The 15,981-nt window shown below is 42.0% G+C and carries 9 protein-coding genes; all 9 read left to right on the forward strand.

Features of this window, described 5'->3' with window-relative positions:
* Positions 1-121 precede the first annotated feature (121 nt).
* Positions 122-1,696, forward strand: a complete 1,575-nt coding sequence (locus tag D1614_RS23040; RefSeq protein WP_119440357.1) for an ADP-ribosylglycohydrolase family protein — start codon at positions 122-124, stop codon at positions 1,694-1,696.
* 837 nt (positions 1,697-2,533) lie between these two features.
* The gene (locus tag D1614_RS23050; protein WP_119440359.1) at positions 2,534-2,836 is read left to right on the forward strand and encodes a hypothetical protein; all 303 of its coding nucleotides are present in this window, start codon (positions 2,534-2,536) and stop codon (positions 2,834-2,836) included.
* A 123-nt stretch (positions 2,837-2,959) separates the two neighbouring features.
* Positions 2,960-3,544 carry an RNA polymerase sigma factor gene (locus D1614_RS23055; protein WP_119440360.1) on the forward strand — a complete coding sequence of 195 codons (585 nt, stop codon included), beginning with the start codon at positions 2,960-2,962 and terminating at the stop codon, positions 3,542-3,544.
* A gap of 204 nt (positions 3,545-3,748) precedes the next feature.
* Positions 3,749-4,798, forward strand: coding sequence for a FecR family protein (locus tag D1614_RS23060; RefSeq protein WP_119440361.1), 1,050 nt, complete (start codon positions 3,749-3,751; stop codon positions 4,796-4,798).
* 194 nt (positions 4,799-4,992) lie between these two features.
* On the forward strand, positions 4,993-8,349 hold the full coding sequence (locus tag D1614_RS23065) for a TonB-dependent receptor (RefSeq protein WP_162304613.1): 3,357 nt from the start codon (positions 4,993-4,995) through the stop codon (positions 8,347-8,349).
* Positions 8,350-8,361: 12 nt separating this feature from the next.
* Positions 8,362-9,807 carry a RagB/SusD family nutrient uptake outer membrane protein gene (locus D1614_RS23070; RefSeq protein ID WP_119440363.1) on the forward strand — a complete coding sequence of 482 codons (1,446 nt, stop codon included), beginning with the start codon at positions 8,362-8,364 and terminating at the stop codon, positions 9,805-9,807.
* Positions 9,808-9,910: 103 nt separating this feature from the next.
* Positions 9,911-12,325 (forward strand): sialidase family protein, encoded by a 2,415-nt coding sequence (locus tag D1614_RS23075; RefSeq protein ID WP_147384355.1) that lies wholly within the window; start codon positions 9,911-9,913, stop codon positions 12,323-12,325.
* Between the two features lie 12 nt (positions 12,326-12,337).
* Positions 12,338-14,770 (forward strand): WD40/YVTN/BNR-like repeat-containing protein, encoded by a 2,433-nt coding sequence (locus D1614_RS23080; RefSeq protein ID WP_147384356.1) that lies wholly within the window; start codon positions 12,338-12,340, stop codon positions 14,768-14,770.
* Positions 14,771-15,979 carry a M14 family zinc carboxypeptidase gene (locus tag D1614_RS23085; protein ID WP_119440366.1) on the forward strand — a complete coding sequence of 403 codons (1,209 nt, stop codon included), beginning with the start codon at positions 14,771-14,773 and terminating at the stop codon, positions 15,977-15,979.
* Positions 15,980-15,981 lie beyond the last annotated feature (2 nt).

The raw sequence follows: 15,981 nt of genomic DNA on the forward strand, positions 1-15,981 counted from the left end.
GGAAAACGGCGTTTTTTACATTCCGTCTCAGTCTCCGGTATCAACACCGCTTGAGCGAAACATTTGGACAGGAAACAATCAATAGGATATCATTGACTTTTTAATCATTAATAAATATAGAATGAGAAATTTATTGATTATCGCAGTTCTAGCGTTTTTTGTTGTATCTGCGGGATGTCGCCCGGAAAGTAAATCTGAAGCCCCTACAGGTTTTGCAAATAAGGAAAAGATCCGAATCTCAAAGAAGGTGCTGGAGGATAAAATTAAAGGAGGCTGGGCAGGACAAGTAATCGGTTGTACCTATGGCGGGATAACAGAGTTTAAATGGCTCGGCTCTTTTATCAACGATAAAGTGCCCATCCCCTGGGATGAAAACCAGATCGAGTTTTGGTACAATCAGTTCCCGGGCCTATACGACGACATTTACATGGATCTTACATTTGTGTCTGTTTTTGAAAAGCACGGTCTGGAAGCATCCGATACCTTGCATGCTTTGGCCTTTGCTAATGCAGCATATCCGATATGGCATGCCAACCTGGCTGCACGATACAACATCCTTAACGGGATCATGCCTCCGCTATCGGGGCATTACTTCAATAACCCGCATGCCGATGATATCGATTTCCAGATTGAATCGGACTTTGCCGGGTTGATGTCGCCGGGACTTATCAATGCGTCTTCCGAAATTTGCGACCGCGTCGGACACATCATGAATTATGGTGATGGATGGTACGGCGGCGTTTTCGTCGCTGGAATGTATACCCAGGCTTTTATTTCCGATGACATCAAATTTGTTGTTAGCGAGGCATTGAAAGCAATTCCGGAGGAAAGTCGTTTTTCCCAGATGATTAACGATGTGATTCAATGGCACCAGATGTATCCCAACGACTGGAAACAAACCTGGTTCGAGATTCAAAAAAAATGGTCTTTTGAGAAAGGTTGTCCCGACGGGGTCTTTAATGCTTTCAATATCGATGCAAGCATTAATGCTGCATACATTGTTCTGGGACTGCTATATGGGGATGGAGATTACGGAAAAACCATTGATATCAGCACCCGCGCGGGACAGGACTCGGATTGCAATCCATCTAATGCCGCAGGTGTTCTGGGAACCATGCTTGGTTTCAGCAATATCCCCTCGTATTGGTTACAAGGACTGGATCGTGTTGAAAACCGGAATTTTAGCTTTACCGAAGTGTCACTCAACGATGTTTATGGACTCAGCTACGGTCAGGCATTAAAAATGATCGAGAAGCATGGTGGAAGTATTCAGGGCGATACCGTGGAAATCGTATATCAGAAAGTGGAACCCGTAAAGCTGGAGCAGTCTTTCGATAATTTATCTCCTCTTCAACGGGTTTCCTACCAATGGCCCATGGCTGGAAAGAAGATTGATGGTGTAGAAAAAGAATATGAACTTGGATTTGTAGGAGCAGGGATTGTTTTCAGCGGGTACGCTGTAAAAACAGATCAAAAGTTACCTGATTACATTGTGAAACTAGATGTTTTTGTCGATGGACAACTGGCAGAACAGGTTTCATTACCAACCAATACATTGATCCAAAAAACAAATATTTATTGGAACTATCGCTTGACACAAGGAGATCATACCGTTAAAATGGTGGCTGCCGATGTTCCTTCCGGATACCGGGTGGATATATATTCTGCCCTAATTTATTCGGAAGAAAAGAAATAAACCTACTCTCTTAATAAATCAACAACTTGTATGGCTATACTTTAATATAAGATATCCACAAGTAACAAAATCTATCGACTTAATTGTCATTCGATTTTGTTTTTCAAGAAAACCCCTCAATGGTATGAACCAACTCTTTGGCAACGCAAGCTGCTCGATTTCCCTCCTAAACCTGATATTTTGTACAACCACCGGGATATTCCCACACATCCCGGTGGCTAAACACAAAAACAGCCATAACCCCTACCCCTCATCGCCTTCAGCGATTTTCGCTTTAGGGTAGAATCATCATCTTTCGCCAGATGATCATGCCCTTCCATAAGACAGCCCTTATCTTATTCCAGAGAACGTCTCTCTGGCGGGGTAGAATCTTCATCTTATGCCAGATAGCCTCCATCGGGCGGGGTAGAATGATTCTCTGATGGAAGATGGTCTTCATCTGATACAAGAGAAAGGCTTTCGGGCGGGATGGAGACATGATCTTCTATAAGAAAGCTTTCGTCGTTTAAAAGATGGCCCTTATCGGGAAGGAGAGAATCCCTCTCTGATATAAGATGGCTTTCCTCTTTTTATCCTGACACCTGGGATTCTGTTTGGGAAGGATGGGACAACCTCTTGGTATTTTTATTACTTTCTTTTCAATGTTGCAACTTAAAACGTTTGCCCAATAAATTACAGGAAATGTTACTTCCACCCGCCGCCTAATGCATGATACAGGTTTACCACAGCAGTTAGCTGTTGTATGTGGTCGTTCACATTGCTTAACCGGGCATTTAAAACTTCGGAGTAAATTGCCAAATCAGTGAGGAAAAAACAAGCTGTCTGTTTTATTCGGATATGATACTGGATGTATCTTACCTTGACGAAGCGAAGCTGTTGCAGGAAGAGTTGCATGCCGCCGAAATGAACCAGTCGTCGAATGCGAAAACGATTATTTTGCACAAGCTATGGGGTGAGCTGGAAGCGGGTTTTAGTCGTGGTGGACACGAGCGGCTGCACGATCTCAAGCACATGGCCGACGGAGCAATGTCTATATTAATTCGGAACCGCCGCACGAAACACATCGAAATGGGGCAGCCTGTTCGGGTTGGTAGTTTAACCTGTTTGCAGCCTCGAGCTAAACGAATTGTAAAACCTTAATTTTCATACAGAAAGAGTCGGTCAGATGGACTGTTTTTTTTCTCGAAGGGAGAGAAATGTAATTTGCAGGAAAATCGTCCGATCATATTCCTGCTTATTTTTTCTATATTCGTATCTGAAATTATGGCAATAAACGAACCGGAATCTGACTCCAAACTTGTGGAAAAACTCAAAAAGGGTGATTTGGATGCTTTTGACCAAATATTTCTGAAATACGGAGACAGATTGTTTGGGTTTACCTTAAAATATCTAAAATCAAAAGAAGAGACAGAAGGGCTTGTTCAGGACGTTTTTTTGAAAATTTGGGAGAATCGGAAGAATCTGAAAAAAGAATCGTCTCTTAAATCCTATCTATTTACCATCGCTTACCATGAAATATGTCAAGTTTTCCGGAAAAAACAGATACATGAAAAGTTTCTGAAAGAAAGTTCAGTCACAAATAACTGGACAGTAAATATGGAGGAGCAGTTAGAATATAAAGCGACACTTGAACAAATAGATAAGCTTATTGCCCAGTTACCCGAAAAGCAGCGAATCATTTTTATAAAAAGCAGAAAAGAAGGAAAAAGCACTAAAGAAATTTCTGTTGAGATGGGGCTGGCTCCCGGGACAATAGACAACCAGATATCGGCGGCATTAAAATTCCTTCGCCAGCAAATTTCAGAAAACAATTTTGCTCTATTACTCTTCATTTCTGTTTTTGTATAGAGCGGAGAGTAGTCTGTAAGTGTCACTTTATAAGCTATATGGAGGTGTTGTGCTAGGTGACAATGAAAAAAGTTCATTCTTTTTCGTGAGAATTTTGTTAGAAAATCATATTACTTATAAAGAGATGAGAAAATCTTTATTGCATAGGTAGCTTAGTATGGTTTGGATCTTCATTTAGTTGAAAGAAGATTTAAAAGAAGAGGAATGATTAGTAAAACAGATATAGATAAACTGCAACGTTTCAGCAGGGGGATTTCCAATGCTGAAGAAGAAAAATATGTTTATACTCTTTTCGCAGAAAATGAAAAGAGCAGAGAATTCAAGAAATATTTACAACAGGAATTCAATGAATACCTGATAAGTAACCCCGAAGAAAATCATAATCTTTCATATTTGCTCGACCGCATACATCACAGGATCAATAAGCGAAATAGTCAAAAAAGAGATACGGTAGTCAGAAAGATTTATCGATGGTATTCGGTGGGCGCTGCTATTTTGTTATTACCGGTTTTGCTGGCAGGCATATTATGGTTCACTGTTTACAATAAGGAAGAAGTAACAATACAGGAAGCCTCAGTAACTTCAACGCTTTTGGCTCCGTTAGGATCGCGTATAAGCTTTTTTTTGCCTGACGGTACACAAGGATGGTTAAACAGTGGTTCGTCATTGGAATACAGTCTGCCCTTCAGTAACAATCGACAAATTACTGTAAATGGTGAAGCCTGGTTCGATGTGGCGCACGACAAAGAACATCCGTTTGAAGTAACCTTAGGAGACTCAAAAGTGAAAGTATTGGGGACAAAATTTAACCTGAGCGCATACCCTGAAGAAAAATATCTTGAAGTGGTTCTGGAAGAAGGGAAAGTGGAATTTATTACGCCCGGGCTTTCATCCGGAATTGTGATGAACCCCAATGAACGTTTGGTATTGAACGAAGGTGCAATCAATATAAATGTAACAAATACTTCAAAATATTCCTCATGGAGAGATGGGAAACTGGTTTTCAGAGGCGATTCAATGGATGAAGTGGCAAGGCGTATTGCCCGTTGGTACAATGTAGATGTAGATGTAGCCGACGAAGAGCTTAATAAGTATACGTTCAGGGGGATGTTCCAGGACGATTCGTTAGAAGAAGTGGTACATTACATTAGTATGACTTCGCCTATTGATTACCGGATCGTCGAAAGGAAACAACTGGATGATGGTACAATTCAGAAAAAGAAGGTAGTGTTATATCAGAAAAATATGGAATAATCTAATTAATACCTAAAGAATATGAAATTTCGCGATGGCCCATAGCTAAACAAAAAAAGGAAATCGCAGCAACGATTTCCTTCAAAAAAAACTTCTGAATTTTTTTTTTAAACGTTTATTAGTACAAACTTATGAAAAAATCTAACATTTTTCATGAATGTGTAAATCACATTCTTTTAAAAATATTGAGGATTATGAGAATCACAATTTATCTACTTCTCGTTTCTATCCTTCAAACATTTGCCAATGACGGTTATTCTCAAAAAACAAGACTATCGCTTGATTTTACTAAAACAAAACTTCTTGATGTATTAGATGAAATAGAGGAGCGTTCAGAATTCTATTTAGTATACAACGAAAAACTAATTAATACTGATCAGGAAGTATCTATTGTCGTAAACAATCAGAGAATTGATGAGATTCTTGACGAGTTATTGAGGGGAACAGATATTGTTTATACGATTACCGATCGTAAAATTATCTTGGCGCCTGCATTAGTTTCAAAAAGCTTTCAACAACAGTTCGTTTCGGGAAGAGTAACAGATCGGTCTAACCTTCCGTTACCCGGAGTAACGATTATGGTTAAAGGGACATCGCAGGGAACAGTTACGGATTTCAAAGGAGATTATACCATAAATGATGTGCCGGAAGGAGGTATACTTGTGTTCTCTTTCGTGGGTATGGTGACACAGGAAGTTGTAGTCGGAAACCAATCGCAGATTAATATTGCAATGGTTGCAGATGCAATTGGGATTGAAGAAGTTGTTGCGATTGGCTATGGTACATTGAAAAAGAGTGATATTACAGGTTCGGTTAGCTCTGTCCGAGGCGAAGACCTTACTCAAATGCCCATGCAGCGAGTTGATCAGGCTTTGCAGGGACGGGCCTCAGGGGTGTTGGTGCTGAATACAGCTGGTGCACCTGGGGCTGAAACAACAATTCGTGTTCGGGGCATGAACTCAATCAACGGCGGCAATAATGCACTGGTTGTAATTGATGGGCTGCAAGGGGGAAACTTAAATTCGTTGAACCCTAATGACATTGAATCGATGGAGATTTTAAAGGATGCTTCGGCTACTGCTATTTATGGAGCAAGAGGAGCGAATGGGGTTATCCTGATTACTACCAAAAGCGGGAAAAAGGGAAAGCCGGTAATTAGCTACAATTATAGTTATGGGATTCAGTCAATAAGGGACAAGTTGGATTTGATGGGAGCAGCGGATTATGCACGCACCCGGAATGCATGGCGGGCAACTCAAAATGCTTCAGGAACACCAAGTCCGATTTTCACAGACGAAGAAATTACCGGTTTCGAACTTAATGGAGGAACAGATTGGCAGGATGAAATTTATAGGGTAGCACCCATTCAAAATCATCAGCTTTCTCTGGGTGGAGGAACGGAAAACATGACTTACATGGTTTCTGGAGCTTATCTTGATCAGGAAGGGATTCTGCTGAATTCGGAATACAAACGTTTCAACTTGCGGGTGAATTTGAGTGCCGAAATCAGTGAAAAGTTGCACTTTGGATTGAATTGGGATGGCGCCAAAGAGACGGGAAGTTCACCTCCTTATGGAGGAGGATCAGCTCTTAGTTTTTTGGGGCAAGCGGTAAATATTGCTCCGCGCTGGGATCCTACAACGCCTCCGTATGATGAGAACGGGAATTACAATCGCCACCCGGTAGGATACGGTGCTTTTGATACCTGGAATCCATTGGCGGCAGCGGTAGAGCCAGATATTAAGAATAATACTGTTCGAAACAATCTCAACACATTCCTCGAATATGAAATTATTCAGGGATTGAAATTGAAAGTTACAGGAGGAGCTACCGTTCGAAATATCCATAACAAAAGTTATTACAACAGCTTGACATGGGAAGGAAAACCTGTTGGTGGAAAATTAGGCTATGGTACACTTCATTCCAGCGTGTTTACCCGCTATCAAAACTCAAATATTTTAACCTATTCGAATAACTGGAATCGAGTTCACGATTTAACAATTGTTGGAGTTGGCGAACAGCAATTTGAGAAGTTGGAAGATTTTGGGTTGGTCGCATCTAAATTCACAGTGGACCAAACTGGAATTAATGATTTAGGTGGAGCAGATCAAATTTCAGAAAAATACTCGCATTTGGAAGAGCGGGTGATTAATTCTTTTTTAGGTAGAATCAACTATGCTTATGCCAACAAATATTTACTGACAGCCACCTACCGTGCCGACGGTTCTTCGGTTTTCGGTGACAACAATAAATGGGGCTATTTTCCGTCGGTTTCATTGGCGTGGAGAGGTTCCGAAGAATCTTTCATCAAAGATTGGAGCTTGTTCTCCAACCTGAAACTAAGAGGGAGCTGGGGAATTACCGGTAATCAGGCAATCAGCCCGTACCAAACAATTGCCTCGATGGAATCTGGTTTTAATTATCCTTACAATGGAGGAAGCTCAACTAACCTGGGATTTCGTATTGCCGGTGCTCAAAACCCCAATTTAAAATGGGAAAGCACTGAGCAGTTGAACTTCGGTATCGATGTCGGTCTCTTTGATAGTCGGATAAATGCTACTGTTGATTGGTATAAAAAGACAACTGAAGACCTGTTGCTTAATCGGACACTTCCGAGTTACACGGGATTGAGAAGTGTTATCGACAATGTTGGATCGGTTGAAAACAAAGGAGTTGAGATTGCCTTGACAGGAGATCCCTTGGTTGGTGCATTTAAATGGAATACAGGAATTAATATTTCATGGAACCGCAACGAGGTTTTGGATTTAGGTGAGAATGATCGTTTGGAATTTAGAACCACTTACGGCGGATATGGTCTCCGAAATGGTTTTATGCAGCTAAGAGTTGGTGAACCTTTTGGGCAAATGTATGGCTATGAAACTGTCGGAACCTGGAAACAGAGTGAAGCGGCTGAAGCAGCTAAGTTCGGCCAACTGCCCGGGGACATCAAGTATACAGATGTCAATAATGATGGTAAAATAACTCCAAGTGATATAAAAGCGATTGGGAACTCAATACCTGATTTCATATTCGGTTTTACAAACCGTTTTTCTTACAAAGGATTCGAATTAACGGCTTTGATTCAAGGCTCTAAAGGAAATGATATTTTCAATCAGGGAAGAATCCGACTTGAAGGAGGAGCTGAAGGAACCAGCGTTCGGTTGTTAGACCGTTGGACACCTGAGAATCAGGATACGGATGTGCCTGCTTTCATTGATGAGCAAACACGTTTGGATGCAGCTCTTGTAAGCACAATCCAATTGGGGCGCGGTGATGAGCAACGCTTGAGTCGTTGGGTAGAGGATGCTTCCTACATACGGTTGAAAAATATCACACTTGCCTATAATATTCCTTCTTCCCTATTGAACGAATGGGGGATTGGCCATTTGAAAGCTTATGTGAGTGCAACCAACTTAATCACGTTTACCAATTATTCAGGTTACGACCCTGAAGTGAGTTCATACAACAGTAATGATGCCCAGATTGGAGTTGATTTAAGCAACTATCCAACGGCAAAAACATTCACTTTCGGAATCGATGTTTCATTCTAAAACAGAAAAACCATGAAAAAAAATAGATATTATAGTTACTTGTATTATTGGCTAATTGCTTTGCTGCTGTTCCAGGTTTCTTGTAAAAGTCTGGATGAAGATCCGCAAAGTTTTGTTTCGCCTCAAAGCTTTGGAGACTCACCTTCACAAATTGAAGCTGCTTATGCGGCATCTCTCAATTACTTATGGGATTATTGGGGAGGCTATGGTTATGGCTATGGTCCCTTTCGCCATGATGATCAACTTGCAGGAGGTAACTTAAACATAGGACTGGATAATGCTGATGGCTTGTGGCGGGTACATTACGCTGCCTTACACAACATTAACAATGCAATTGCCTCCATTAAAGCGGGTAATGTAAAAGGGGCAACTGATGAAACAAAAGATTTGCTGTTAGCCCAAGGTTTGTTTTTAAGAGCTCATAATTACTTTATGCTGGTTCGCATGTTTGGAGGGGTACCGCTAATTACAGATGAAACACCTGATCCAATTTCCAATCTTTTGGCAAGATCATCTGTTGCTGATGTGTATGATTTGATTGTTAGCGATTTGATTTTTGCATCATCAAAGCTGCCGGAGAGTTGGCCCGGAGAACCCGGAAAACCAACCAAAGGAGCAGCACAAGGAATACTGGCAAAGGTATACCTGACTATGGCAACTTATCCGTTGAATGAACCATCAAACTATCAGAAAGCTGCTGATATGGCGTTACAAATCATCGAATCGGAGACCTACTCATTAGTCCCGGGAATAACCGATGTATTTAAGCTTGAAAATAAATATGGCCCGGAGATGATGTGGAGTTACAATTCAACTTATGATGATATTGCTACCGACCCGCAAATTTGGGCTCCTTCAGTTTATGCTGATGGCGGCTGGGGTGACGCAGCTATTGATACTACTTTTGAACATGGCTGGCCCGGTCAGGCGCGCAAAGATGCCTATCTTCTTTTAGAATGGGAAGGAGTTCCTTATACCGATTTTGCAGAACAAGCACCCTTTTGTAAGAAGTTTTTCTTCTACTTGTCAGAGGATGACTTCAACGGTTATTCGTCAACAATGAACTGGCCCGTGATAAGGTATGCTGATGTTCTTTTGATCTACGCAGAAGCCGCAAACATGGCTAACGGAGGTCCTACTGACAAGGCTGTTGACGCCATCAACCAGGTAATTGATCGAGCAAATAATTATGAGGAGAATCCACTTCATCCGAAGCTAACTACAGCGATGAGCCAAGCCGATTTTGATGCCGCTGTTATTCAGGAGCGGAGTTGGGAGTTGGTGTTCGAAAACGCTGACCGCTGGTTTGATATCTGTCGTAAGCGAATTTTGGATCAGGTAACTGCTCGCCCTGACTACTTAGCCAATTTTAGCAATGATGATTACTTGTTTCCGATTCCGGAAATCGATCTGAATCTGAATGAACTACTGGAGCAAAATCCAGGATACAGCAATTAATTTTTGAGTTTGGAAGTCTGGCTGGACTCCTAACAAACACTGCAAATATATGCTGAGCCGTTTGTCGGCTTGGCATATATCCCTGCCTTTACTTGGTTATACCATGATTAGATTTTTTGTGACACGCAGGATTACGATGTTCTGTGAGCTGGGAATTGTATGGGCATTTTTGTTTTTGACAACTTGTAACAATCCGAATCAGAAGCTCACAAATGCCGAGGATTCTTGGGGAAGAATAGGTCCCGGAGGTGGAGGTTCAACCTTTATTCCTACTTTTTCATACCATACTGCTGATGAGTTTATTGTGCGGTGTGATATGACTGGTTCTTATCTTACCGTGAATGGGGGAGAGTCTTACTCTCAAGTGAATGTGCCTAATGGAGCAGCAGCTTATGCCTTTGACCCAATTGATCGCGAGACAATTTACGTGGGATCGAATAAACTAATTCGGTCTAAAGATGGCGGAAATACCTGGGAACAAATATTTCCTCCTAAAGAAGAGGTGGTTGAGGAATATTTTTTGGGCGATCATGCTAATTATCACCTAAGAACCAAATTGTCGGAAACGGATAATGTCGATAACAGTCGAATACAAATGATTCGGATTGATCCGGTTAAGCCCGAAAATATTTACCTGGGGAAAGGAGATCGGTTTATTTGTTCGTTTAACGCAGGAAAAAGCTGGCATGAGATTTCTTTGGATACGCCACTGATTTATAGCTATGCTTCTCAGACAGGTGATGAAATTTATCTTTTTACTCATAAGTCACTATTTGTATTTAATCGAAATGATAAGTCATTGACATCTAATACACTTCCTGAATATATGAGCTCCATTGCATCTGTAACTGGAGGTGTAAAGGCCGAAGATGGTAAGGTCGTATTCTACTCACTTCATCAGCGTGAATCAACTCAAAATGAATTTGCTCCAACAGACGTGTTTTTAACGGAGGACTTTGGTGTTAGCTGGAATCGAATTGATTCTCCTTTGATTGGCAATGAGGAAGGTGGGGAAGTGCCAAGCTATAGTCAAATTGCTTGTGCCGAGAATGATGCTGCTAAAGTTTATTTGATCGCAAATCGTTATTTGGGTGAAGAGGAAGATGGAACCCGAAAATTTTGGTATGGAGCCTTAGCATCTGCTGATGCCGGTGAACATTGGAAGTGGGTTTGGAAAGGAGGAGGTGGCTCTGGTCAATATGGAATAAAAGATGGTCTGGACGCTGAAAACCTGGAAGATGCATGGGTGAAAGAAGCTTTTGGTGGAGAATATATTCGTTTGATTGATGTTGGGGTTTACCCGGAGGATGGTAATGTTGCAATTGTAACAGATTGGTATCGTACAATGAAGACGATGGATGGAGGCAAAAGCTGGAAGGAAGTGTATAGCCAATCTCATGAGGATAAAACCTACACAAGCCGAGGAATGGACGTTACCACTTCTTATGGGGTTCATTTTGATCCTTGGGATAGCAGTCATCTGGCAGTAAGTTTTACCGATATCGGATTTCATCATTCTTATAATGAGGGTGAAAGCTGGAAGCGATCAATTGCAGGAGTTCCAGGTCGTTGGGTCAATACTTGCTATTGGATGGTATTCGATCCTTCCGTACGGGGAAAAGTTTGGTCCGCATGGTCTTCGATGCATGATTTTCCCCGAGGGAAAATGACTCGCTCGCCGAAATGGAAAGAACATGCTCTAGGAGGAGTTTGCCTCTCTGTTGATGGCGGCGACTCCTGGGAACCACTGATTGAGGGGATGGGGAGTGACTCTCCAGTGACTTCCATAGTACTGGATCCTTTCTCTTGCCCAAATCATCGGACGCTTTATGCAAGTGTTTACAGCAAAGGAGTATATAAATCAACCGATGATGGACATAGTTGGACATTAATGAACCAGGGAATTGAGGATCCAACGGGCTCTTTTGAATTAAGCCTGTCAGAGAACGGTGATTTGTTCCTGGTTGTCTGTCCCACGCCAAAGCATAGCGATGGAAAGCAAGGACGGGCTTATAGTCAGGGGGCAGTATATAAATCGGTGAATGGTGCTGAAACCTGGGAGCAACTTCATGTAACGGAGCAAGCCATATTTCCAAATGGAATGGCTGTTGATCCTTTAAACCCGGATAGACTTTATCTGGCTTGTTGGTCCGATATTTTTCTGAGTGATTTGATTGGAGCCGATGTGGCCCGGGAAACCGGCGGAAATGAGTTGATCGATATGGCTGGAGGGGTGTGGACTTCCGCAGATAGTGGTAAAACTTGGGAACAACTGTTGGACAATGATCTATATGTCTATGATGTAACCGTTGATCCATATCATCCAGGGCGTCTTTATTGCTGCACGTTCAATCAGGCCGCATACCGCAGTGATGATTACGGACACAGCTGGCATAAGATTAAAGGTTACGATTTTCACTGGGGACATCGTGTTGTTATTGATGAGAATGACTTGGATAAAATCTACATTACCACTTTTGGATCGAGTGTTTGGCATGGTCTGTCAGCAACAGAGTAGGAGTTAGTTACAATGGCAAAAGATCATCAAATAATTCAAGTGCAGGACTATCAGAAAATCCTTCGAGTGCTTTTTTTGATTGCCTTGGTTTCTATCTGTTTTTACGAGATAAGCTCGTGTTATTCATTGACTAGTGACCAGAGGCCTTTAGGCGAAGGAGCAGATGGTGATTGGGAGTATGTTGGCCCTGGCGGAGGTGGAGCAATGTTTTGCCCTACAGTAAGCCCGCATAATCCTAAGATTGCCTTGGTGAGTTGTGATATGACTGGTTCTTTTATAACCTACAATGGAGGCCAATCATGGCGAATGTTCAATCTTCGCGGGGCGGTCAGCTTTTTCGTGTTTGATCCGGTTGATTCAAATACTATCTACGCAAATTCCATCGGTTTATTCAAAAGTATTGATAAAGGAATTAGCTGGAGCCTTGTATACCCATCGCCAGAGAAGGTTGTTGGCCTTGTTTCCAAAGGAGATCATGCCCAGGAAAAGATTGTTACCAAGGATAGGACGGAAAGCAGCGTTCTTGCTCTGGCTGTTGATCCGGCTAACTCTGAAAAGTTATTTGCTGTTATCAAGAGTGATGGTTTGACAGCCCTGTTTATTTCGAATGATGGAGGATTGCATTGGAAGAAAGAGCGGGATTTAGAAGATGGCATCCAAAATGTTTTCATTCGCCCATTATCTCCAATAAATGACCGTACAATATTCGTTACGGGAAAGAACTCCGTGTTTGTTCGAAAAGATGGGATCTGGAAAAGAAATTCAGTTCCATCAGGCGTAAAGTATGTGACCAATTATTCGGCTGGATACAATTCAACGGAGGATAAATTTATCATTTATGCTATTTCCGGTAAAGGCTATTTTAATGCAACCAAGGAGCTTTTAGGAATTTTTTACAGCGAAGATGGTGGTGAAACATGGGAAAACCGTCAGGGGGGGCTTCTTCGTTTGAATGAAGAAGGAGCAGCTGCCCCGGAGTGGAGAAGCATTTCGACATGTCGCGATAATCCAGAGGTTGTCTATGTGTCCTTTAACAACTTGACGATCGATAAACAAACAGAAGCAATTGGAGTTGCTAAAAGCCAGGATTATGGTCAAACTTGGGAGTTATCCTGGATTGACCAATTCTCAAATGGGAAAAGCTTTCCTGCTGCAAATTTTCATGGGGGCTGGTTGAATGAACGCTTTGGCCCGGGCTGGGGCGAAAATCCTTTTGCCATTGGCGTTGCTCCTACAAATCCCAATATTGTCTACACAACAGACTTTGGACGAACAATTAAAACAACTGATGGAGGTAAAAACTGGCAACAAGTTTATAGCAATAAATTGGAAAATGGGGGTTGGCGTTCCAAGGGGTTACAAGTGACCACCGGTTACGGAATCGTGTTTGACCCTTTTGATCAAAAGCATGTTTTTCTGCTGAACACCGATACCGGATTGATGGAAAGTTTTGATGGTGGTGAGAGTTGGGAGAGTGCAACCCGAAATAATGGGATTCCTGCACAGTGGATAAACAGCACTTACTGGCTGGTGTTTGATCCGGACATAGCCGGAAGAGTTTGGGCGGTTATGAGTGGAACGCATGATCTTCCAAGGCCTAAAATGTGGAGAACTGGAGGAATCGGGAATTTTAAGGGAGGGATTTTATTCTCCGAAAATGCAGGTCGTACATGGACTTCTGTAAGCAATCAACTTGGAGAGGCTGCTTTTACACATATTGTTCTTGATGAGGATAGTGATCCGGATCAGCGAATTTTATATGCCTGTGCCTTTGGAAAAGGAGTATATAAATCGGTTGATGGCGGACAGAGTTGGCAACTGAAGAATAAAGGAATAAGAGGAAATGAGCCATTTGCTTGGAGGATTGAAAGGCGGAAGCAGGATGGCGTTCTGTTTCTGATTCAGAGCAGACGAAGCGAGGATGGAAGTATTGGGAATGAGGATGACGGTGCTCTTTATCGTTCAGATGACAATGCGGAAACCTGGCAAGAAGTAAAAATGCCTTCTGGTGTCAATGCGCCAACTTCTTTGATAATAGATGCTTTCGATTCCAAGCACTTTCTGCTATCTGCCTGGGGACGAAAAACAGATGGGAAGTTTTCCCCTGATCAGGGTGGAGAAATTTACCTTTCGCATGACGAAGGAAAAACATGGTCGAATGTTTTGGTTGAAGATCAGCATATTCATGACCTCAGTTATGATCCCCGAAACAAAACCTATTATGCTTGTGGTTTCAATGGTTCAGCCTATCGCTCAGTTGATGGGGGCAGAAGCTGGATCCGAATAAAGGGATACAATTTCAAGTGGGGGAAACGAGTGGAGATTGATCCCAATGATCCGAATAAAATATTCATTATCACATTTGGAGGTGGTGTTTGGCATGGTCCTGCGAAAGGAACCCAGCAAACGATTGAAGATATCAAGACACCAAAACTTGCCTATTGAATGAGAAGAAATCAAAAATGTATTCACTTAAACTTAGATAAAATGAAATCTGTAATAACTAAACTACTTATTATTCTGTGTTTTACTTTTTCGATAGAAATTGCCAATGCACAAGTTCAAATAGCTGAAGGAGATCCTCCGAACAACACGGATTTACCTTTCTTCTTCAAATCAAAACTAGAGCATATTGATGAAGAACTTGCCTTGGTTGAAAAAGGAAAGGTTGAAGCAGTTGCTATTTCCCCTGGAGGTTTGCCTGTTTATGCGGTGTATTATGGTGAAAAAGAAGAATTTCATTCTCAGGCAAATTATAATTCAGCAGTGGCAGCTCGAAATCCAGCATATTACGCGCAAAAAGGGCCTGACACAAAGCCGGTCGTTTTTATTATTGGCCCCGTGCACGGTCAGGAAGTTGAGGGAATTGTCGGTGTGGTCAACTTAATTCATATTGCTGAAACCGGAAAAGATTACCGAGGTCGGGATTGGTCAGAACTACAACAAAAAATTGAGCAATGCCGGGTGATTATTATCCCTTGCGCTAATCCGGATGGGCGAAGAAGATGTCCATATGATAGTTTTCTGGGTTTACACGAAGATATGGTCACAAAGTATGGTCAAGGAACGCGAAAAGACGGTTCCATGTGGGGATGGCCAGGAGCCAAATCCAATCATCCAATGGTGGGTGATGTGGGCATTTTAGGGTCCTATTTCAATGATGCAGGGATCAATATTATGCACGATGAATTCTTTCACCCCATGGCAGCTGAGACGAAAGCAATTTTAGAGATCACCAGAAAGGAAGCTCCTGACATGACTGTTACCGTTCATTCACATGAAACTCCTCCGGCCATTTATAATCCGATGTATACAGCCTGGTACATGAAGGAACGGGTTTACGATCTCGAAAAAAGGCTGAACAACCGGTACAAAGAGGCTCAGTTGTCCTTTACGCCGGATTCACTGTTACGCGTTCCTCGCAAGGAAGATGATGAGTTTCCGCCACATGACAGTTTCAACTTGGTTTGTGCCTTGCATAATCTTTCAGGGACCATGGCTTTTGCTTATGAAAATAACGATGGAACGATCTCAGATCGCATTCCGGAGCCATTTGTAACTTATGAAGACATTCTGGATATCCAGCTACTGTTGTATGATGAAATGTTGGATTATGCACTGAACGACCGTTTGTACTGGACCCTTGAAGAATAGAT

Origin of the sequence: Maribellus luteus, from assembly GCF_003576475.1 — a bacterium.
Classification (GTDB): domain Bacteria; phylum Bacteroidota; class Bacteroidia; order Bacteroidales; family Prolixibacteraceae; genus Draconibacterium; species Draconibacterium luteum.